We start from the raw sequence: 19,120 nt of genomic DNA, 5'->3' as shown, positions 1-19,120 counted from the left end.
ACGGCTTACTGTCGGATTAGGGATGAGCGATACCAACGACCAGAACCGCGACAAGAAGGTGCTGACCCTGGGTGGTCGCCCGACGCTTGGACTGGGTGGGGCCAACAAGCCGAAGCCGGCGGCCCCGGCACAGCCAGCTGCAAGCGGTGGCGCAGGTGCCGGTGCCGGTGCTTCCGGCACCGTGCGCCAGAGCTTCTCGCATGGACGCGGCAAGGAAGTGGCGGTCGAGGTCAAGCGCAAGAAGATCATCGAGAAGGGCGCCGTTCCTGGTGTTGCCGATGGCGGCGCTGCGGCCCGTCGTGCGGCTGAGGGTGCGGCCGGTGGCCGTGGTCCGCAGTTGCGTGGCAATGCGCCCCGCCAGTTGAGCGATGCCGAGCGCGAGACCCGTCTGCGCGTCCTGCGCAATGCGGCCGAGGAGGCGGAGGAACGCGCGGTTCTGGAGGCTGCCGAAGCCGAAGCGCGCGTCATCGCTGAGGCGGAAGCCGCCGTTGCGGCCGAAATTGCCGCCCGTGCCCGCGCCGAGGCCATCGCCCGCGCTGAGGCCGATGCCGCTGCCCGCGCTTCCGAGCCGCTGGACGAGGACACGGTCCGCCGTCGCGAGATGGAAGAGCTGCGCGCCATCCAGGACGCCGAGAAGGCTGCCGCCGCGGAGGCCGAGCGCCGCCGCAAGGACGCCGAGGACGCCCGCAAGGCCGAAACCGCCGCCCGTGCCGAAACCAGCCGCTCCCGCCATGCCGCCCCGGCGGCCGGCGATGACGACCGTTCGGCCCGTCCGGCCGGCAATCGACCTGCCTCCACGACGCAGGAGCAGCCCGCAGCCCGTCCGCCCATCGGCGGCGTGGCGCCGCGCCCCGGCGATTTCGAGGAAGAGGATGGTCCCCGCCGCGCCAAGGTGGCCGGCGGTCCCGGCAAGGTCGCCCCCAAGGTGCCCGCCGCCCCGGTCAAGGCCAAGGTCGACGACAAGCGTCGCGGCGGCAAGATGACCATTTCCCAGGCCCTGTCGGACGAGGAAGGCCGCCGCGGCCGTTCAATGGCCGCCGCCAAGCGTGCCCGCGAACGTGAGCGTCTGCGCATGTTTGGCCGGCAGGAGACCCAGAAGGTCACCCGCGACGTCATCATCCCGGAAGTCATCACGGTCGGCGATCTTGCCAACCGTATGGCCGAACGCGGTGCCGATGTCGTTAAGACCCTGATGCGCATGGGCGTGATGGCCACCATCACCCAGACCATCGACGCCGACACGGCCGAGCTGGTGGTGCAGGAGCTGGGTCACCGTCCGGTGCGCGTCGCGGAGAGCGACGTGGAAATCGGCGTGAAGGGCGATGTGGATCGCTCCGAGGATCTGGTGGCGCGTCCGCCGGTCGTCACGGTCATGGGCCATGTCGACCACGGCAAGACCTCGCTGCTGGACGCCCTGCGCAAGACCGACGTCGCGGCCCGCGAGGCCGGTGGCATCACGCAGCATATCGGCGCCTATCAGGTGCAGCTGAAGTCCGGCGCGAAGATCACCTTCGTCGATACGCCGGGCCACGCGGCCTTCACCGAGATGCGTGCCCGTGGTGCCAACGTCACCGACGTCGTGGTGCTGGTCGTGGCCGCCGATGACGGCGTCATGCCGCAGACGATCGAGGCCATCCGCCATGCCAAGGCGGCGGGCGTGCCGATCATCGTCGCCATCAACAAGTGCGACCTGCCGGCCGCCAAGCCGGACCGCGTCCGCCAGGAACTGCTCCAGCACGAGTTGGTGGTGGAAGGCATGGGCGGCGACGTCCTGGATGTGGAAGTGTCGGCCAAGGCCGGTCTGAACCTGGACAAGCTGGAAGAAGCCATCCTGCTGCAGGCCGAAATCCTGGAGCTGAAGGCCAACCCGAATCGCACCGCCGAAGGCGTGGTGGTCGAGGCCAAGCTGGACAAGGGTCGTGGTCCGGTCGCCACCGTGCTGGTCAAGCGCGGCACCGTGAAGGTGGGCGACATCGTCGTGGCCGGTTCCGAATGGGGCCGTGTCCGCGCGCTGGTCAACGACCGCGGCATCAACGTGCCCGATGCCCCGCCGGCCATGCCGGTGGAGGTGCTGGGCCTGGGTGGCGTGCCGCTGGCCGGTGAGGAAATGGTCGTGGTCGACAGCGAGAGCCGCGCCCGCGAGATCACCGAGTACCGTGCCCGCAAGAAGCGCGAGGCCGAGAGCGCCAAGTCCGGCCGCGGCTCCCTGGAGCAGATGTTCAAGCAGATCCAGGCCGGCGAGGCCAAGGAACTGCCGATCGTCATCAAGGGTGACGTGCAGGGTTCGGTGGAAGCCATCTCCGGTGCGCTGGAGAAGCTGACGGCCGAGCATACGGAAGTGAAGGTGCGCGTGCTGACGTCCGGTGTGGGCGCCATCACCGAAAGCGACATCACGCTGGCCAACGCGTCCAAGGGTCTGGTCGTGGGCTTCAATGTCCGCGCCAATCCGCAGGCCCGCGACATGGCCAAGCGCGATGGCGTGGAAATCCGTTACTACTCGATCATCTACAACATCATCGATGACGTGAAGCTGATGCTGACCGGCATGCTGTCGCCGACGCTGCGGGAGAAGTTCCTGGGCAACGCGCAGATCCTGCAGGTCTTCAACATCACCAAGGTCGGCAAGGTCGCCGGTTGCCGTGTGTCGGAAGGCATCGTCAAGCGCGGCGCCAAGGTCCGCCTGCTGCGTGACAATGTGGTGATCCATGAGGGCACGCTGAAGACCCTGAAGCGCATGAAGGACGAAGTCCGCGAAGTGCGTGAAGGGTTCGAATGCGGCATGGCCTTCGAGAATTACGACGATATCCGCGAAGGCGATATCATCGAAGCCTTCGAGATGGAGGAGATCGCCCGCGTCCTGTAATCCAGGGTCGGAGCGTTCAGCAAAAAGGCCGGCACCAGAGATGGTGCCGGCCTTTTTGTATTCTGGCCTGCTGTAACCAGCTTCCCGGCCGGATCGGAAGCAGGGCCTCATACCGTCGGCACCCACATCCGTGGGCTTGGCTACGCGGCACGTGCCGCGCGGCGGCAGTCGCCGCCGGTACGAGCGCCCGCGCGCCCCCATGGGCGCGTAAGCCAAGCCGCCGGATGGCGGCGCCCGGCGCCTGAGGGAACACAAAAATATTACGCGCTGGTGTTCACATGCGGGGCAACATCGCCCTTGGCCACACCGACAATGGCTTCGCGCAGCAGGCGGCCATGGATGGTGTAGCCGGCCTGCAGCACCTGCACGACCGTGCCGGCGGGCTTACCGGTATTCTCGATCTCCATCATGATCTGATGGAAGTTCGGGTCGGCGGGGGCACCCAGCGCCTCGACCTTGGCGATGCCGGCCCGCTCGAATGCGGCGGTCAGCTGACGCTCGGTGGCTTCCACGCCGGTCAGCAGGTTGCCCACGGCCTGATTCTCCGCGCGCACATCCTCGCTCACCGCTTCAACGGCGCGGCGCATATTGTCGGCGGCCGACAGCAGGTCCTTGGCGAACTTGGCCACGGCGTATTTGGCGGTGTCCTCACGCTCGCGCTCGGCCCGGCGGCGGACATTCTCTGCCTCGGCCAGATTGCGCAGCAGCTGGTCCTTCAGGGACGCGACTTCCGCCTCAAGCTGGGCAACGCGGGCCGCATCGGCACCGGCCTCTGTCGTGCCGGCCTGGGCGGCGGGCTCGGGCGTCGGGTCGCTGTCATGGGTGTTGATCGTGTCGGTCATCGCGGAACTTGCCCTTGGGATCGTACGGATAAGGATGGCCTCTGGTTTAGGCGGGAATGCGCCGCCTGTCGAGATGCCGCAACCCGGAATTTGGGGTTCCATGCCCGGACCCGCAAGGGGATAACCAAACCTGGTGAGTTCCACTCATCGGGTTTGGTTCGGCGGCGACTGCCGCCGCGCCGCTCGTGCGGCGCGAAGCCAAGCCCCCGGATGGGGGCGCCGGCGCCTGAGGCCGATGATCGGTCACGATCATCGAAACAAAGTATCAACCCATCAACCGTCCGATCAGCTTGGCGGTATAGTCGACCATGGGGATGATGCGGGCATAGTTTATGCGGGTGGGGCCGATCACGCCGATGGCGCCGACGATCTGGTCCTTAGTGTTGGCATAGGGGCTGACGATCATCGAACAGCCGGCATGGGAGAACAGGTTGTTCTCCGCCCCGATGAAGATCTGCACCCCCTCCGCCTTGCCTGTGGCATCCAGCATGCGCAGCATCTGCTCGCGCGTTTCCAGCGCCTCGAACAGGGTGCGGATACGCTCCAGGTCGGAGATGGCGGTGACATCCTCCAGCAGCTTGGCCTGGCCGCGCACGATCAGATAGCCCTGGCTGCCCCGCGCACCCGACCAGGTGGCCAGACCTGTCTGCACCACCTTCTGCGTCAGGCTGTCCAACTGGCTGCGCTGTTCCTCCAGCTCCTTCTGGATGAAGCCGCGCGCCTCCGCCAGGGTGCGGCCCACGACGCGGGCGTTCAGGTAATTGCTGGCCATCTGCAGGGCCGATGGCGGCAGGCCCGTCGGCACCTCCACCACCCGGTTCTCCACCAGCCCATCCTCCGTCACCAGCACGACCAGCGCGCGGCCCGGTGACAGGTTCACGAACTCGATATGTTTCAGCGGCCGGTCGGTCTTGGGTGCCAGCACCAGACCGGCGCAGGACGACAGGCCCGACAGCAGGTTCGTCGCCTCCTCCAGCACCTCCGGCACCGACCGGCCCTTGGCGGAACAGGTGACCTCGATATCCTCCCGCTCCCGCTCCGTCAGGTCACCGACCTCCAGCAGCCCGTTGACGAACAGGCGCAGGCCGGCCTCGGTGGGCACACGTCCGGCGGATGTGTGCGGGGCCATCAGCAGACCCAGCTCCTCCAGGTCCGCCATGGTGTTGCGGATGGTGGCGGGCGACAGGGTGGTGGACAGGCGCCGCGACAGGGTCCGCGATCCCACCGGTTCCCCGGTCTGGACATAGGCTTCCACGATATGGCGGAAAATCTCCCGCGACCGCTGGTTCAGCTCGCTGATCATCCTGGCGCCGGCTGTCCTTTGTGATGCCTCTGAAGGGGAGATTAGTGGCGGGCCCTTGCCAAATCAATGGCGGGGGGTGTGATGGCATGGCTGGACGGGGATGCCGGGCCATTGCTATGACGGGCGGGCGAATTCCACCAGACCATGGACCTTGAGATCATGACCCGTCCGTCCGGCCGCCTGGCCGACCAGCTCCGCACCGTCAGCCTGGAGACCAACTTCTCCCGCCATGCCGAGGGGTCGTGCCTCATCAAGTTCGGGCATACGCATGTGCTGTGCACGGCCAGCGTCGATGAGAAGGTACCGCCCTTCCTGCGTGGCAAGGGCCAGGGCTGGGTGACGGCGGAATATGGCATGCTGCCCCGCTCCACCCATACCCGCACCGACCGCGAGGCCGCCAAGGGCAAGCAGTCCGGCCGCACGCAGGAAATCCAGCGCCTGATCGGCCGTTCCCTTCGCGCCGTGACCGACCTGAAGGCCATGGGCGAGGTGCAGGTGAAGGTGGATTGCGACGTGATCCAGGCCGATGGCGGCACCCGCACGGCCAGCATCACCGGTGCCTATGTGGCGCTGTATCTGGCTTTCCAGCATCTGGTGCGCGTCGGCACGCTGTCCACCATTCCGCTGATCGACCAGGTCGCGGCCATTTCCTGTGGCCTTTACAAGGGCGTGCCGGTGCTGGACCTGGATTATGACGAGGACAGCAATGCCGGCGCCGATGCCAATTTCGTGCTGACCGGCCGCGGCGGCATCGTGGAAATCCAGGGTACGGCCGAGGACAAGCCGTTCGAGGAAGCCGAGTTCATGGCGCTGATGGCGCTGGCCCGCAAGGGCGTGGGCGAACTGGCGGCTTTGCAGCGTTCGGCGCTGGGGCTTTGATACCAATTCCCGATGAGTTGGACTCATCGGGAATTGGTTCGCCGGCGACTGAGGCCGGTGATCGGTTACGATCACCGAGACATGGCGTGAGTCGTACCCGCATTGACAGATGCTGCGGCATTGCCGCAGTATCTGTAGATGGTTGAACGCGCCATAACCGTTGTCGAACTGACAAGCTTCCAGCGCCGGGCGGAGAAAATCCTGTCGGCTGAAGAGCATAAGGCTGTTATCGACTTCCTGGCCGTCAATCCCCTGGCTGGTGACGAGATCAAGGGGACGGGCGGTGTGCGCAAAGTGCGTTTCGCCATGGGCGCCAAGGGCAAGTCCGGTGGCGCCCGTGTGATCTACTAATTCTACAATGACACCATGCCCCTCTATGCGTTGCTGATCTATGGCAAGGGGGAGCGGACGGCGCTTTCGCCCGATCAGCGGCGGATGGTGTCCAAGCTGGTCGATGTGCTGCACGCCACAGCAAGGGAGCCCTCATGATGACGAAAGCGACCTTTGCCACCGACCTGACCGAAGCGCTGGAAGAGGCGATCCAGCATGCGAAGGGGACCGAAACCGGTGCCGTTAAGCATGTGGTCATGGTCGATACTGTGGATGTCCGCGCCATCCGTAACCGGCTTGGCCTGTCCCGCCCCCAGTTTGCGGAACGGTTCGGGCTGGATGCCCGCACCGTACAGGACTGGGAACAGGGGCGTCGCCGACCTGATAAGGCCGCACAATCCTACCTGAAGGTCATCGCCAACAATCCCGAAGCGGTTGTCGGCGCGCTGGCGGGGTAAGCGCACGTGCTGGACCCCTTCGCCGACCTCTCCTCCCCCACCCGGAGCCACCATGACCCAACCCCGTCAGTTCACCGGCGATACGCTGGTGATCGCCACGCACAACAAGGGCAAGGTGCCGGAGATCGCGGCCCTGCTGAAAGACCATGTCCAGAACTTTCCCAGCGCTGGCGAACTGGGCCTGGGGGAGCCGGAGGAGACGGAGACCACCTATATCGGCAATGCCGTGCTGAAGGCGCGGGCGGCGGCTCTGGCGTCGGGCCTGCCGGCGCTGGCCGATGACAGCGGCGTGTCGGTGGAGGGGCTGGGCGGCGATCCCGGCGTCTATTCCGCGCGCTGGGCCGGGCCGGGCAAGGATTTCACCGTCGCCATGGAACGGGTGCGGCTGGGGCTGGAGGCATCACCCGACCGCAAGGGCGACCGGGCCGCCTTCATCTGCGCCCTGGCGCTGGCCTGGCCCGACGGGCATGTGGAGGCGGTGGAGGGGCGGCTTGAGGGCAAGGTGAGCTTTCCGGCACGGGGGACGAACGGCTTCGGCTATGATCCGATCTTCATCGCCGACGGGTACGACATCACCTGCGGGGAGATGGATCCGGCCCTGAAACATGCCATCAGCCACCGGTCCAACGCCTTTGCCAAACTGAAGGCGCGCTGCTTCACGGGCAGCTGAAAAGGAGTCGGAATTCGGTCAATGTTCCTGTATTGTTCCTGTCTCTTCGCCGATGTCGGCGCGGGAATGATCGGGGGACATGATGATCGGATATGTGACGGTCGGCACGAACGACCTGGCGCGTGCGGCCGTATTCTATGATGCCATCGCCAAGGAAATGGGCACGGGCCGGATGATGGATTATCCCACCTTCATCGGCTGGGGCGATCCCGGCGGTGCCGCCGGCATCGCGGCCACCAAACCCTATGACGGCAATGTCGCCACGGTCGGCAATGGTGTCATGGTGGCGTTCGAGGCGAAGGACAAGGAACAGGTCCATCGCCTGTACGAGATCGCGCTGGCCCATGGCGGCACCTGTGAAGGCCCGCCGGGCCCGCGCAGCGAGAATTTCTATGCCGCCTATTTCCGCGATCCGGACGGCAACAAGCTGAATGCCTTCCTGATGACCGGGCCGCTCTGATCCGTCTGCGGGCCGACGGGTGGCACATGTCCTTCCCGCCGGCCCGCGAAGCCCTTACGGCTGCCAGTCCTTGACGCCATATTTGGCCAGGATACCGGCCAGCTTGCCGCCCTTGCGCAGTTCCAGCAGCTTGGCATCGATCAGCTTCACATAGGTGGCGCTGTTCGGGTCCGTGGGCGAGAAGCCGATGGACACCCCGCTCTGTTGACCCAGGGAATGGTAGTTGAACAGGTTGCGGTAGCCCTTCGATTCCAGCAGGAAATCGACGACGTTGCTATCCTCGACCATGGCGTCGATCTTGCCGTCGATCAGCATATTGATCAGGTCTTCGGTGACATTGTCACCCGACACCTGCACCAGGTTGGGCGAGCCCTTGTTGGCGTCGATGAAGGCGTTCACTTCCGTGCTGTAGAAATAGTCCTTGATGGAGCCGAAGCGGATCGTCTTCAGCGAATCCAGGTTCGTGACCTTGAAATCCTTGGTCTCCTTGCCCTTGCGGATGACCAGGGTGGGGCGCGACAGGCCCAGATTGATGGTGGGATAGACCAGATCCGGTGCCTCGTCCCGGATGGCGCCCACCGCACCGGTGACGGTGCCGGCGGCCGTGGCGGCCAGCACGTCGGTCCAGGTCATCAGCGCGTAATCAACCTTGTGGCCGGCAGGCTCCAGCGCCGCCTTGGCGATCTCGATCAGGTAACCCGGCCGTTCCCCCGGTTCGCAATTGTAGGGGCACCAGCTGTCGGCGCGCAGCTTCACTTCCGCCGCGCCGGCCGTCGCCGCCACCGCCAGGGCCAGCATGGTGCCGATCCCCCAACGTCCGATCATCCGCCGCATCCGAACCTCCATCACCTTGGGAACCCCTGATTACCGGGCAAGCGTGGTAATCACCTGTGCGCGGCATGTCAATTATGGGGCACGGCCTTTGGGAATGGTCACATTTCCCTTTTGGGACCGTTTCCCGTCAGACTGACGCTGGACAGCGCGGCCGCCCCGCCCCACCTTCTTGGACCGGGATTGTCCGCAGGCCAAGGGAAACGACGCATGGAATGGGTGCACCTGTCCGTTTGCATGTCCCTGGACGGGCATATCGACAATGATTGCGGTCGCCGGCTGGTCCTGTCCAGCGAGGAGGATTGCCACGACATGCATCGGGTGCGGGCCGATTGCGACGCCATCCTGGTGGGGGCCGCCACCGTGCGCCGCGACCAGCCGCGCCTGACCGTACGCTATCCGGAATTGCTGGCGGCCCGGCGGGCGCGCGGCCTGCCTGATCATCCGATCAAGGTGGTGGTGACCTTCTCCGGCGATCTGGACCCGGCATCGGCCTTCTTCAGCCAGGGCGGTCCGGCGGTGGTCCTGTGCGACGAGGAGGCGCTGCCCACGGCGCGCACGCGGTTGGGTGATGTGGCCACCGTGATCGGCCTGGGTGGGGCGGATGGGGTGGCCGGCATCCTGTCCCGGCTGGACGGCCTGGGTGTGCGCCGGTTGATGGTAGAGGGCGGGTGCCAGGTGCTGACGCAGTTCCTGGCCGCCGGAGCCTTCCATCGGCTGCGGGTGGCCGTCGCCCCCTTCCTGCTGGGCCGGGCGGGGGCGCCGCGGCTGGCCGGCCCCGCCTTCTATCCGCACGGGGCCGACAACCGGCTGCGCATCCTGTCGACGCGCACCCTGGGCAATATCGCCGTCATCGACATGGAAAACCCGGAGCCGAAGGTCGGCTGACGGGTCAGTTGCCGGCGAAGGTTTCGCGCAGGGGCGTGGCGCCCTGTATCTGTTCGCGCACGCCGGCCGTGGAGCGGTCGTTGGGGCCGGCCATGGAGGCCATGCCGAAGACATTGTCGCCGCGCGGCGGGGCCGGCGGCTCCTTGCCGAACATGGCGTGCAGGCGCTGATATTCCTTCTGGTGGAATTCCTGGGCTTCCTGGAAATCGGGCTCGCCATTGCGCGGGGCGGTGACGATCACCTCGTCCATGGTCTCAGGCTTGGTCTGCTGCTGCTGGGCCGCGGCCGGCCAAGCCAGGGCCAGCAGCACCAGGGACAGCATGGGGACACGCGTACAAGCAAACATGGTGGGCCTCATGATCGATAAACCCTTATAACATAAATGGTGTCGGCGCGCCCTTGTTCCCAGCCGTCCAGAAGATGCCTTACTCCTTAACGGGTATCGGCATCATCGTTACGGGCATCAATACATTGAAGTTATTCGGACTTCAGGACTCCCAGCCGCCCAGGAGCGGCCGCATGCGCAGGCTTTCCTTGTTACGGACCCGCACCTTGCCATGCACATGGTCGGGTATGGCATCGCGGGGACCACCCACGCGCACCGGCCGTTCGGCGAAGCGGCCCAGCGAGATCATGCGGTCATAGGTGACGATGGCCGCGGCCACCGAGACATTGACGCAGAACTTGGTGGGGATCTTCACGACATGGTCGCACCGGGCCAGCATGGTGGCCGACAGGTTGCCCCGCTCCGGCCCGAACACATAGGCCGCGCGCAGCGGGTGGCGGAAGCTTGGCAGTTCCGCGGCATCGTCGGTCAACTCGCACCCGACCAGTTGGCAGCCGGCGGGCAGGGCCATGTCATCGATGGAACGCCAGCCATAATAGGGTACATGATCCACCCCGCCCGACGTGTCGGTGACGCGCAGTTCGTCCATGTCGACGACGGCATTGACGGAGAAGACGAAGCTGGCGCCGAAGGCATGGCCGGTGCGCATGATGGTGCCGAGATTGCCGGACTTGCTGATGCCTTCAGCACCCAGGGCGAAATAGCCGCGCATGATGAAACCGATGAAGCGGTGAGGGGGATTGCGGCGATTCCTTGCATGGAAAGGCCGGCCGGGGCAAGTTTCGTCCCCCCATTCCACATGTGCGCCCCGATCATGCCCGATCCCAATCCGCTCCACATCCATGGCCCCGGCTGCGGCCACCACCAGCATGATGCCGGCCCCGCCGGCGGGGTCATGGTCGACCTGCCCGATGACAGCGCCAATCCCATCCTGATCCGGGTGACGCGCGGCGGGCTGGTGGAAAGCACCCATCGCGGCCGGGCCGTGGTGGTGGGGGCCGATGGCCATGTGCTGGCCGCCTTTGGCGACGTGAAGGCCATCACCTATCCGCGTTCGGCCAACAAGGCGTTGCAGGCTTTGCCGCTGGTCGAAACCGGGGCGGCCGATGCCTTCGGCCTGGAGACGGCGGAACTGGCGCTGGCCTGTTCCAGCCATGATGGCGAACCCATGCATACCGAACGCGTGGCCGCCTGGCTGTCGCGCATCGGCCTGAGCCCGGCGCATCTGGAATGCGGCAGCCACGCGCCCTATTCGGTGCCCACTTGGGAGGCGATGCTGCGAAGGGGCGAGGCGCCGACGACCCTGCATAATAACTGTTCCGGCAAACATACCGGCATGCTGACCACCGCCCTGCACCGGGGGGAGGCGATCCGGGGGTACGTGAACTACCAGCACCGGGTGCAGCAGCGCATCCTGGGCGTCATGGAACAGGTGACGGCCCACGATTTGACCTCGGCCCCCTGGGGCACCGACGGCTGTTCCATCCCCACCATCGGCCTGCCTTTGGAGGCGCTGGCCTTCGGCATGGCGCGGATGGCCGATCCGCAGGATCTGCCCTCGGCCCGTGCCGACGCGGCCCAGCGCCTGCTGGCCGCCTGGGGTGCGCATCCAGAACTGGTCAGCGGCACCGAAGGCTTCGACACCCTGTTCATGCAGGCGCTGAACAGCCGCATCCTGTCCAAGGCAGGGGCGGAGGGCGTCAGCGTCGGTATCATCCCGGATGAGGGCATCGCCATCGCCGTGAAGATCGATGACGGCGCCAAACGGGCCGCCGGTCCCGCCATGGCGGCCGTCCTGCGCCGCCTGGGCCTGCTGACCGACCCGGAATGGGCGGCGTTGGAAGGGTTGGTGCAGCCCGCCATCCGCAACCGGGCGGGGCTTAAGGTCGGCGGGATTGAAGCGGGCTTCTGAAATGAAAAAGGCCCGCCGGTGCTGACCGGCGGGCCCTTTCTTCGACCGAAAAAACTCACTGCCAGCCGGCGCGGTCCATGATCTTCAGCGCCTCGGCGTTATTCTTGCCATAGATGCTGGCATTCAGGCTGTCGCGCTTGAAGTCGCCCCAGGCGGCCACCACCGGATGGGAGGGGATGCCGGCCACCACCGGGAACTCATAATTGGCTTCGGCGAAGATCTTCTGGGCTTCCGGCTTGGCCAGGAATTCCAGGAACTTCACGGCATTGTCGCGGTTGGGCGCGAACTTGGCGACGCCGGCGCCGGAGATGTTCACATGCGCGCCACGGTCGCCCTGGTTGGGGAAGAACACGCCTACCTTCTGGGCCGCCGCCTTCTCCGCCGCGTTGCTGGAATTCAGCATGCGGGCGAAATAATAGGTGTTGGAGATGGCGACGTCGCCTTCGCCGGCGGCCACCGCCTTGATCTGGTCGATATCGCCGCCCTGCGGCTTGCGGGCGAAATTGGCGGCCAGGCCCTTGGCCCAGGCTTCCGTCTTGTCATGCCCGTGTGCCGCCAGGATCGATCCGGTCAGCGACTGGTTGTAGACATTGGTGGAACTGCGGACCAGCAGGCGGCCCTTCCACTTGGGATCGGCCAGATCCTCATAGGTGGACAGGTCCGATACCTTCACCGTCTCCTTGTTGTAGATGATGACGCGGGCACGGGCCGACAGGCCGAACCAATAGCCTTCCGCCTCGCGATAGGCGGCGGGCACGGCCTTTTCCAGGGCCGCACTCTTCACCGGCTGCAGCACGCCCGCATCCTGCGCGCGCCACAGGCGGCCGGCATCGACGGCCAGCAGCACGTCGGCCGGGCTGTTGCGGCCTTCGGCCTTCAGGCGCTCGATCAACTCGTCATCCTTGCCCTCGATGACATTGACCTGGATGCCCGTCTCCTTCTCGAAGGCGGCGAACAGCAGCTTGTCGGCATCGTAATGGCGCGAGGAATAGATGTTCACCTCGGCCGCACCCGCCGCCAGGGCCGGCAGCGACAGCATCGCCACGCCCAGGCCGATGCCGGTGGCGCGGCGGGCGAGGTTGCGAAGAAGGGTGCGGCGGGCGAACATCTTCATTCTATGCTCCTGCTAAGCGTGGGCCGATTGAGGCGCGGCCGGAAGGTTGCCCGATATGTCGGACCGGCCCCGGCTCCTGTCAAGGTGCCATTGAGAGCTATTCGCAAATCGGATATCCTGTGGCGATGGAATCGCCTCTCCCACACGCCTGTATGTATTTGAATGTCATGGGTAAATTTGCCACAAGCCTGACCCGCGACCCTTTACCGCGCCGGACCGGAACCGCATAATCGGCGGGCAATTTCAACCGGGGGGACCAATTGACCAGCGAGCCACTGATCCATGAACCCGCTACCGATGGCATGCCACCCCGCGATGGGGGGATCGAGGTATCGGTTCCGCGCGGCCCACTGATCGGGCTGTTGCTGTTGAACACGCTGCTGAACATCGTGACCCTGGGTTTCTACCGGTTCTGGGCCCGCACCAAGGTGCGCCAGCGCCTGTGGACGGGCGTGTCCCTGCAGGGGGAGGCGTTTGCCTATACGGGCACCGGCAAGGAGCTGTTCATTGGTTTCCTGGTGGCTCTGGTCGCGCTGCTGCCCTTTACCGGCATCGTCGCGCTGATCAACAGCTTGGTGCCCCCGACGGAAATCTTCTTGAACGTCCTGGTACAGATCGCCATCGCCCTCAGCGTGGGCATGCTGGGTATCGTCGCCCTCTACTTCGCGCGCCGGTACCTGCTGACGCGGACCCGCTGGCGCGGCATCCATGGCAGTCAGGACCGGGTGCTGGGTGCCTACATCGCCCAGCATCTTGTGGTCTACGCGCGGCTTGCCCTGACGGCGGGCCTTGTCCTGCCCTGGGCCGATGCGCGGCTTTACAACTACCGTACCGGCATCGTCTGGTTCGGGACGGAGAAGTTCAGCGCGCAGGCCGAACATCGTCCCCTGTGGCTGCTGTGGGTGCCCACCTGGTTTCTGCTCATCGTCGGCTATATCAGCCTGATCATCGTGATGATGCCCTTCCTCGACTGGTCGGCGCAGGTGCAGGCCGCCCAGGCGGCGGGCGAACCGCCGCCGGGTCCGCCGCAAGATATACCCGTGATGGCGTGGCTGTTGCCGGCCGGGCTTCTGATGCTGGCCAGCGCGCTGTACTTCCTCTACACCGTGCGCCGCATTCTCTCATTTCTCGGGGCGACGCGCCTTGGTGACATGCGGTTCGAGCTGACGGTGGGTTTCCGCGAGCTGATCTACATCCCGGTTGTGGGTGTGCTGATCTATGTTGTCGCCCTGGGGCTGGGTTTTGGCAGTTTCGCGCTGCTGCAATGGCTTGGAGGGCCGCAGAGCCTGTGGATGCTGCTGGCACCGCTGCTCTCGATATTCGTCATCCTGGCCGGTATCTCCATCCTCTCCATTGCCTGGACGCAGGTTGAGGTGCTTCGCCTCATCGGCCGTCACCTGCGGCTGCACAATATCGGCGTCCTGGACGGATTGCTGAACCGCGGCCAGCCGGCCCCGACCCGGGGTGAGGGGCTGGCCGATGCCATCGGCGATATCGGCATCGGCGCATGACGGGCATCGACGCCGTTTACGAGGATCGGCGCACGGGCCGCAGCCTGCCCGTGCGCCTGTCATTCGACGGGCAATGGCTGGTGGTCGGCCGCGCCGACGGGCGGGAACTGGATCGCTGGGAATGGAAATTGGTGGCGCCGGTTCCCGGCCCCTTCGCCGATGGACGCATGCGCGTGGGCCTGGCCGCCGACGCGCATGCCGTGCTGGCGCTGGAAGATGCGGATATGCTGCTGAACCGCGCCCATGCCGCCGGCATGGCGCAGCCGGATCATCGGGGGCATGGGAAACGGCGGGAACTGCCGCTGTTCATCTGGATCGGCGGGGCGCTGGCGTCGGTGATTGTGCTGGTACAGTTCGTGATCCCGGCCATGGCCGGGATACTGGCGCCTCTCGTCCCTTCCTCCTGGCAGGCACGCATCGGCGACCAGGTGCAGACCATCGCCACGGCCCTGCTGACCCGCAAGGGGGGCAATCCCTACTGCGCCGCACCGGCGGGGCGGGCGGCGCTGGTCAAGCTGGCGGCCCGCCTGCCGGAAGCGGGCACGGCGAAACTGCGTATCATCGACAGCGAATTGCCCAACGCCTTCGCCCTGCCGGGCGGGCATGTCACCGTGACCAACAGCCTGATCGACAAGGCCGACGGACCGGATGCGGTGCTGGGCGTCATCGGGCATGAGATGGGCCATCTGCACCATGGCCATTCCATGGAACGGGTCATCCGCTATGGCCTGACCTCGGCCGTGATCTCCATGGTGGTGGGCGATGTCGGCGGCGGTACCCTGGCCGTCGGTGTCAGCCAGATGGTCGAATCGGATTTCAGCCAGGATCAGGAACGCCAGGCCGACAGCTTCGCGATCCAGGCCTTGTCGGATGCCCGCGTCTCCACGCTGGGTCTGGCCCGGCTTTTCGCGACGATCCGGGAAGAGCATCCGGAGGCCGATGGCACGCTGGCCGAATGGATCGGCAGCCATCCAAGACTGTCGGAGCGTATCGACACGCTGGAACAGGCCGGCGGCCGGACGGAGGGCGAGTTGCTGAGTGCGCAGGAATGGCAGGCCCTGAAGGGCATCTGCCAGCAGGAGGAGAAAGCGGCGGCCAAACCCTGATTACGGCTCCACCGGTGCCGCCGCCCGTTCCGCGCAGGCCTGGCCGATGGCCTGATAGGCGCCGCCGCTGCCGGACAGGCTGAACGTGTCGGTGGTGCGGCTGCCACGCAGGCTGGTGCCGCGCACCACCAGGGTCGATCCCTGGCGCAGGGATTGGGCGATGGCGTGGTCGGTATCGGCGTCCCGCGCCCAGGCCTGCTCATCCTTGCTGAACAGCTTGAAGCTCTGCTTGCCGATCTGCACCGTCACCTCGGCATGGTCGGCGAACGGATAGCCGGCGATGAAATTCACCACGTCGAAGCTGCGTTCGTTGGGCCGATGGGTGATCAGCAGGAAGACGTCGCCGCGCTTGGTGAAGTCGCCTTCCATCTTCTTGGGCCGCGACACCATCCAGCAGACCGGTCCTGACGCCTCCTCCAGCGCAAACGCGTTCCAGTCGCGGAAAACGCCGATCAGCCTGGGTTCCGCGCCCCGCGCCGGTCCGCCAGCCGGCAGCAAGGCGGCCAGCAGCAGGGGCAGGGTCGCGGTTAAGTGCCTGAACATCCGCCGTGGCTGTGCGCGCATGGGCCCTGTTGTGCTTTATGGGGTGGCTCGCATGGTGACCTTTTCCCCTTTACCGGAAACGGGCGGGCAAACGAAGGGCGAAATCGCCCTTCCCCCACCGAAACCCCTTCCCTTCCATGTGAAATTCGCCCATCTCCCGCGCTTGACCCGGCGGCTGTGCCCGGTCAAAAGTCGCGGTTCCAAACCTTGTCCAACTCCATTTCCAGGGGAAAGCCATGTCTTCGGCTGAAGTGCCCGTTTCCAGCGCCCAGGTTGCCATTACGCTGCCCGACGGCAGTGTGCGGACCTATGCGCAGGGCACGACCGGGGCCGACGTGGCCGCCTCCATCGCCAAGTCGCTCGCCAAGGCCGCCATGGCCGTGAAGATCGACGGCGCCGTCCGTGACCTGGCCCTGCCCATCGAGGCGGATTGCAACCTGGCCATCATCACGGACAAGAACGAGGTGGAAGCCCTGGAACTGATCCGCCACGACGCCGCCCATGTCATGGCGGAGGCGGTGCAGGCGCTGTATCCCGATACGCAGGTGACGATCGGCCCTGCCATCGCCAACGGCTTCTATTACGACTTCGCCCGCGAGACGCCGTTCACGCCCGACGATCTGGTGAAGATCGAGGCGAAGATGCACGACATCGTCAACGCCAACGCGCCGTTCACGCGCGAGGTATGGACGCGTGACGACGCCATCGCCCATTTCCTGTCGATCGGGGAGAAGTACAAGGCGGAGATCATCGGCGATCTGGCCGCCGATCAGGTCATCACCATCTATCGCCAGGGCGAATGGTACGATCTGTGCCGTGGTCCGCACCTGCCCAGCACGGGGCGGGTCGGTCATGCCTTCAAGCTGATGAAGGTGGCCGGTGCCTATTGGCGCGGCGACCATCGCAACGCCATGCTCCAGCGCATCTACGGCACGGCCTGGCGGACCGAGAAGGAACTGGCCGATTACCTGCACCAGATCGAAGAGGCCGAGAAGCGCGACCATCGCAAGTTGGGCCGCGAGATGGACCTGTTCCATGTGCAGGAAGAGGCGGTCGGGTCCGTCTTCTGGCACCCCAAGGGCTGGGCTTTGTACCGGTCGCTGGAGAATTATATCCGCGCCAAGCTGGTCACGGCCGGCTATGTCGAGGTGCGCACGCCGCAGCTCTATGACAGCAGCCTGTTCAAGGCGTCGGGCCACTGGGACATGTATGGCGACAACATGTTCAAGATCCGCGAGTCGGTGACCGAAGATGGGGTGGAGAAGTTCCTGGGCGTGAAGCCGATGAACTGCCCGGCCCATGTGCAGATTTTCCGCCAGGGCCTGAAGAGCTATCGCGACCTGCCGCTGCGCATGGCCGAATTCGGCAATTGCCACCGCAACGAACCCTCGGGCGCGCTGCATGGCATCCTGCGCGTGCGCAACTTCACCCAGGACGATGCCCATATCTTCTGCACCGAGGATCAGGTCGGTGACGAGGCGAAGGACTATTTCGCCCTGCAGCTGGGCGTTTACAAGGATCTGGGTTTCGACAAGATCGCCGTGAAGCTGGCGCTTCGTCCCGATGTGCGTCTGGGTGAGGACAGCACCTGGGACAAGGCCGAGGAAAGCCTGCGGGTCGCCCTGCGCGCCAATGACCTGGCGTTCGAGGAACTGCCGGGTGAGGGCGCCTTCTACGGCCCCAAGGTGGAGTTCCACCTGACCGACGCCATCGGCCGTTCCTGGCAGTGCGGCACCTTGCAGCTGGACTTCCAGCTGCCGGAACGTCTGGATGCCTCCTATATCGGCCAGGACGGCGCCAAGCACCGGCCCGTCATGCTGCACCGGGCCATCCTGGGCAGCCTGGAACGTTTCATCGGCATGATGATCGAACATTATGCCGGTAAGTTCCCGCTCTGGCTGGCCCCGACCCAGGTGACCGTGGCCACCATCGTGTCGGAAGCAGACCCCTATGCCGAGAAGGTGGCGGCAGCGCTGCGGAAGGCCGGTTTGCGGGTCGAGCTGGATGTCCGCAACGAGAAGATCAACCTGAAGGTCCGCGAACATTCGCTCCAGAAGGTGCCGGTCATGCTGGTCGTTGGCGCCCGCGAGGCGGAGCAGGGGACGGTGGCCATCCGTCGTCTTGGCTCCAATGCGCAGGAAATCCTTGCCCTTGACGCTGCCATTGCTAATCTGTCGGAAGAGGCGCGTCCCCCTGCGGACGTGGACTCCACCGATTCAGCGTTCTAAGACCACCAGAAACATGTGATAACGGACCACCGCCCGCCCGCGCGCCCAAGCTGCCGCCGGGCGGTGATCCCAGGAAGACAGGAGAAGTTTCCATAGCCAGGCCTACCTCCCAAGACCGCGAACCTCAACGCGACGGTCCCCGCATCAATCGTGAAATCAATGTCCGCTCCGTCCGCCTCGTCGATGCGGAAGGTGAGATGGTGGGCGTGGTCAGCCTGCGCGATGCCTTGATCGCCGCGGAAGATGCCGGCCTCGACCTGGTCGAGGTCAGCCCCAATGCCGATCCGCCGGTCTGCAAGATCCTCGACTATGGCAAGTACAAGTACGAGGCGCAGAAGAAGGCCAACGAGGCCCGCAAGAAGCAGAAGATCATCGAGGTCAAGGAGATCAAGCTCCGTCCGAACATCGACGAGCATGATTACGACATCAAGATGAAGGCCATGCGCCGCTTCCTGGAAGAAGGCGACAAGGTCAAGGTCACCATGCGGTTCCGCGGTCGTGAAATGGCCCACCAGGACATCGGCATGGCCGTCCTCGTCAAGGTGCGCGAGGCGCTGGAAGACCTGGGCAAGGTCGAACAGATGCCGAAGCTGGAAGGCAAGCAGATGATCATGGTGTTGGCGCCGCGCTGATCGGCTGCCGGTTTCTGATCATGAGGTGAAAGGCCGCGTCCCATTGGGGCGCGGCCTTTTGCCTTTTCGGGCTGGCCGGCTGCCCGCCCGGATGCCGATCCGGAAAACGCGGGGAAATCTTTGGAACCCATCCGTTTGCACCGTGATGGCCGCTTTCATCACTTCGGCACGACTGTATGCTGATGTGAAGCCAATACTTGTTTT

Annotated in this window: 20 protein-coding genes; 13 read left to right on the top strand and 7 right to left on the bottom strand. The window is 65.4% G+C overall.

The features are described 5' to 3' along the window. Positions 1 to 22: 22 nt before the first annotated feature. Positions 23 to 2,863 (top strand): translation initiation factor IF-2, encoded by a 2,841-nt coding sequence (infB, locus tag ACM9HJ_RS26340; protein ID WP_416574768.1) that lies wholly within the window; start codon positions 23 to 25, stop codon positions 2,861 to 2,863. Between the two features lie 260 nt (positions 2,864 to 3,123). On the opposite strand, the gene grpE is transcribed toward infB, so the two are convergent. After that, positions 3,124 to 3,705 (bottom strand): nucleotide exchange factor GrpE, encoded by a 582-nt coding sequence (gene grpE / locus ACM9HJ_RS26335; protein ID WP_416574767.1) that lies wholly within the window; start codon positions 3,703 to 3,705, stop codon positions 3,124 to 3,126. A 265-nt stretch (positions 3,706 to 3,970) separates the two neighbouring features. Continuing rightward, positions 3,971 to 5,008 (bottom strand): heat-inducible transcriptional repressor HrcA, encoded by a 1,038-nt coding sequence (gene hrcA / locus ACM9HJ_RS26330; RefSeq protein WP_416574766.1) that lies wholly within the window; start codon positions 5,006 to 5,008, stop codon positions 3,971 to 3,973. Between the two features lie 159 nt (positions 5,009 to 5,167). On the opposite strand from hrcA, the gene rph reads away from it, so the two are divergent. From rph to ACM9HJ_RS26300, 6 genes are all read left to right on the top strand, one after another. Then, positions 5,168 to 5,887, top strand: coding sequence for a ribonuclease PH (gene rph, locus ACM9HJ_RS26325; RefSeq protein WP_416574765.1), 720 nt, complete (start codon positions 5,168 to 5,170; stop codon positions 5,885 to 5,887). Between the two features lie 138 nt (positions 5,888 to 6,025). Next, positions 6,026 to 6,238 (top strand): hypothetical protein, encoded by a 213-nt coding sequence (locus ACM9HJ_RS26320; RefSeq protein ID WP_416574764.1) that lies wholly within the window; start codon positions 6,026 to 6,028, stop codon positions 6,236 to 6,238. Positions 6,239 to 6,253: 15 nt separating this feature from the next. Continuing rightward, on the top strand, positions 6,254 to 6,376 hold the full coding sequence (locus tag ACM9HJ_RS26315) for a hypothetical protein (protein ID WP_416574763.1): 123 nt from the start codon (positions 6,254 to 6,256) through the stop codon (positions 6,374 to 6,376). Further along, on the top strand, positions 6,373 to 6,675 hold the full coding sequence (locus tag ACM9HJ_RS26310; RefSeq protein ID WP_416574762.1) for a helix-turn-helix domain-containing protein: 303 nt from the start codon (positions 6,373 to 6,375) through the stop codon (positions 6,673 to 6,675). The genes ACM9HJ_RS26315 and ACM9HJ_RS26310 overlap by 4 nt, the downstream gene beginning before the upstream one ends. Before the next feature lie 52 nt (positions 6,676 to 6,727). Next, positions 6,728 to 7,345, top strand: coding sequence for an RdgB/HAM1 family non-canonical purine NTP pyrophosphatase (gene rdgB / locus ACM9HJ_RS26305; RefSeq protein WP_416574761.1), 618 nt, complete (start codon positions 6,728 to 6,730; stop codon positions 7,343 to 7,345). A 79-nt stretch (positions 7,346 to 7,424) separates the two neighbouring features. After that, entirely contained in the window at positions 7,425 to 7,805 is a 381-nt protein-coding gene (locus tag ACM9HJ_RS26300) for a VOC family protein (protein WP_416574760.1), read from the top strand. Positions 7,806 to 7,859: 54 nt separating this feature from the next. Here the strand turns inward: ACM9HJ_RS26300 and ACM9HJ_RS26295 are convergent, their stop codons facing one another. Next, a complete protein-coding gene (locus ACM9HJ_RS26295) occupies positions 7,860 to 8,630 on the bottom strand; it encodes a substrate-binding periplasmic protein (protein ID WP_416574759.1) in 771 nt (256 codons plus the stop codon). 216 nt (positions 8,631 to 8,846) lie between these two features. On the opposite strand from ACM9HJ_RS26295, the gene ACM9HJ_RS26290 reads away from it, so the two are divergent. Further along, entirely contained in the window at positions 8,847 to 9,524 is a 678-nt protein-coding gene (locus ACM9HJ_RS26290) for a RibD family protein (protein WP_416574758.1), read from the top strand. Positions 9,525 to 9,528: 4 nt separating this feature from the next. On the opposite strand, the gene ACM9HJ_RS26285 is transcribed toward ACM9HJ_RS26290, so the two are convergent. Both ACM9HJ_RS26285 and ACM9HJ_RS26280 read right to left on the bottom strand, forming a co-directional pair. Next, a complete protein-coding gene (locus tag ACM9HJ_RS26285; protein WP_416574757.1) occupies positions 9,529 to 9,870 on the bottom strand; it encodes a hypothetical protein in 342 nt (113 codons plus the stop codon). A gap of 142 nt (positions 9,871 to 10,012) precedes the next feature. Then, the gene (locus ACM9HJ_RS26280; protein WP_416574756.1) at positions 10,013 to 10,582 is read right to left on the bottom strand and encodes a TrmH family RNA methyltransferase; all 570 of its coding nucleotides are present in this window, start codon (positions 10,580 to 10,582) and stop codon (positions 10,013 to 10,015) included. Between the two features lie 102 nt (positions 10,583 to 10,684). Between ACM9HJ_RS26280 and ACM9HJ_RS26275 the strand changes: the two genes are divergently transcribed. Beyond that, entirely contained in the window at positions 10,685 to 11,782 is a 1,098-nt protein-coding gene (locus ACM9HJ_RS26275) for an asparaginase (protein WP_416574755.1), read from the top strand. Positions 11,783 to 11,837: 55 nt separating this feature from the next. On the opposite strand, the gene ACM9HJ_RS26270 is transcribed toward ACM9HJ_RS26275, so the two are convergent. Further along, complete coding sequence (locus tag ACM9HJ_RS26270; RefSeq protein WP_416574754.1) at positions 11,838 to 12,896, bottom strand: Fe(3+) ABC transporter substrate-binding protein; 1,059 nt, start codon at positions 12,894 to 12,896, stop codon at positions 11,838 to 11,840. A 260-nt stretch (positions 12,897 to 13,156) separates the two neighbouring features. Here ACM9HJ_RS26270 and ACM9HJ_RS26265 point away from each other — a divergent pair, with 260 nt between their 5' ends. Both ACM9HJ_RS26265 and ACM9HJ_RS26260 read left to right on the top strand, forming a co-directional pair. Beyond that, positions 13,157 to 14,407: a DUF898 family protein gene (locus ACM9HJ_RS26265; protein ID WP_416574753.1), complete on the top strand. Its 1,251-nt coding sequence runs from the start codon at positions 13,157 to 13,159 to the stop codon at positions 14,405 to 14,407. Continuing rightward, positions 14,404 to 15,513 carry a M48 family metallopeptidase gene (locus ACM9HJ_RS26260; RefSeq protein ID WP_416574752.1) on the top strand — a complete coding sequence of 370 codons (1,110 nt, stop codon included), beginning with the start codon at positions 14,404 to 14,406 and terminating at the stop codon, positions 15,511 to 15,513. The genes ACM9HJ_RS26265 and ACM9HJ_RS26260 overlap by 4 nt, the downstream gene beginning before the upstream one ends. Here ACM9HJ_RS26260 and ACM9HJ_RS26255 read toward each other — a convergent pair whose 3' ends face one another. Next, a complete protein-coding gene (locus ACM9HJ_RS26255) occupies positions 15,514 to 16,077 on the bottom strand; it encodes an invasion associated locus B family protein (protein ID WP_416574751.1) in 564 nt (187 codons plus the stop codon). A 215-nt stretch (positions 16,078 to 16,292) separates the two neighbouring features. On the opposite strand from ACM9HJ_RS26255, the gene thrS reads away from it, so the two are divergent. Beyond that, positions 16,293 to 18,284 carry a threonine--tRNA ligase gene (gene thrS / locus ACM9HJ_RS26250; protein WP_416574750.1) on the top strand — a complete coding sequence of 664 codons (1,992 nt, stop codon included), beginning with the start codon at positions 16,293 to 16,295 and terminating at the stop codon, positions 18,282 to 18,284. 92 nt (positions 18,285 to 18,376) lie between these two features. Then, positions 18,377 to 18,916: a translation initiation factor IF-3 gene (infC, locus tag ACM9HJ_RS26245; RefSeq protein WP_416574815.1), complete on the top strand. Its 540-nt coding sequence runs from the start codon at positions 18,377 to 18,379 to the stop codon at positions 18,914 to 18,916. The last annotated feature ends 204 nt before the right edge of the window (positions 18,917 to 19,120 follow it).

The sequence above is a fragment of the Niveispirillum sp. KHB5.9 genome (assembly GCF_048066115.1).
In the GTDB taxonomy this organism is placed as follows: Bacteria; Pseudomonadota; Alphaproteobacteria; order Azospirillales; family Azospirillaceae; genus Niveispirillum.
This window is presented reverse-complemented; position numbering and strand designations above follow the sequence as displayed.

What these genes read in the sequence shown, in the direction of transcription:
- infB (WP_416574768.1), top strand. Translation starts at nt 23, where the DNA reads ATGAGCGATACCAACGACCAGAACCGCGACAAGAAGGTGCTGACCCTG.
- grpE (WP_416574767.1), bottom strand. Translation starts at nt 3,705, where the DNA reads ATGACCGACACGATCAACACCCATGACAGCGACCCGACGCCCGAGCCC.
- hrcA (WP_416574766.1), bottom strand. Translation starts at nt 5,008, where the DNA reads ATGATCAGCGAGCTGAACCAGCGGTCGCGGGAGATTTTCCGCCATATC.
- rph (WP_416574765.1), top strand. Translation starts at nt 5,168, where the DNA reads ATGACCCGTCCGTCCGGCCGCCTGGCCGACCAGCTCCGCACCGTCAGC.
- ACM9HJ_RS26320 (WP_416574764.1), top strand. Translation starts at nt 6,026, where the DNA reads ATGGTTGAACGCGCCATAACCGTTGTCGAACTGACAAGCTTCCAGCGC.
- ACM9HJ_RS26315 (WP_416574763.1), top strand. Translation starts at nt 6,254, where the DNA reads ATGCCCCTCTATGCGTTGCTGATCTATGGCAAGGGGGAGCGGACGGCG.
- ACM9HJ_RS26310 (WP_416574762.1), top strand. Translation starts at nt 6,373, where the DNA reads ATGATGACGAAAGCGACCTTTGCCACCGACCTGACCGAAGCGCTGGAA.
- rdgB (WP_416574761.1), top strand. Translation starts at nt 6,728, where the DNA reads ATGACCCAACCCCGTCAGTTCACCGGCGATACGCTGGTGATCGCCACG.
- ACM9HJ_RS26300 (WP_416574760.1), top strand. Translation starts at nt 7,425, where the DNA reads ATGATGATCGGATATGTGACGGTCGGCACGAACGACCTGGCGCGTGCG.
- ACM9HJ_RS26295 (WP_416574759.1), bottom strand. Translation starts at nt 8,630, where the DNA reads ATGATCGGACGTTGGGGGATCGGCACCATGCTGGCCCTGGCGGTGGCG.
- ACM9HJ_RS26290 (WP_416574758.1), top strand. Translation starts at nt 8,847, where the DNA reads ATGGAATGGGTGCACCTGTCCGTTTGCATGTCCCTGGACGGGCATATC.
- ACM9HJ_RS26285 (WP_416574757.1), bottom strand. Translation starts at nt 9,870, where the DNA reads ATGTTTGCTTGTACGCGTGTCCCCATGCTGTCCCTGGTGCTGCTGGCC.
- ACM9HJ_RS26280 (WP_416574756.1), bottom strand. Translation starts at nt 10,582, where the DNA reads ATGCGCGGCTATTTCGCCCTGGGTGCTGAAGGCATCAGCAAGTCCGGC.
- ACM9HJ_RS26275 (WP_416574755.1), top strand. Translation starts at nt 10,685, where the DNA reads ATGCCCGATCCCAATCCGCTCCACATCCATGGCCCCGGCTGCGGCCAC.
- ACM9HJ_RS26270 (WP_416574754.1), bottom strand. Translation starts at nt 12,896, where the DNA reads ATGAAGATGTTCGCCCGCCGCACCCTTCTTCGCAACCTCGCCCGCCGC.
- ACM9HJ_RS26260 (WP_416574752.1), top strand. Translation starts at nt 14,404, where the DNA reads ATGACGGGCATCGACGCCGTTTACGAGGATCGGCGCACGGGCCGCAGC.
- ACM9HJ_RS26255 (WP_416574751.1), bottom strand. Translation starts at nt 16,077, where the DNA reads ATGCGCGCACAGCCACGGCGGATGTTCAGGCACTTAACCGCGACCCTG.
- thrS (WP_416574750.1), top strand. Translation starts at nt 16,293, where the DNA reads ATGTCTTCGGCTGAAGTGCCCGTTTCCAGCGCCCAGGTTGCCATTACG.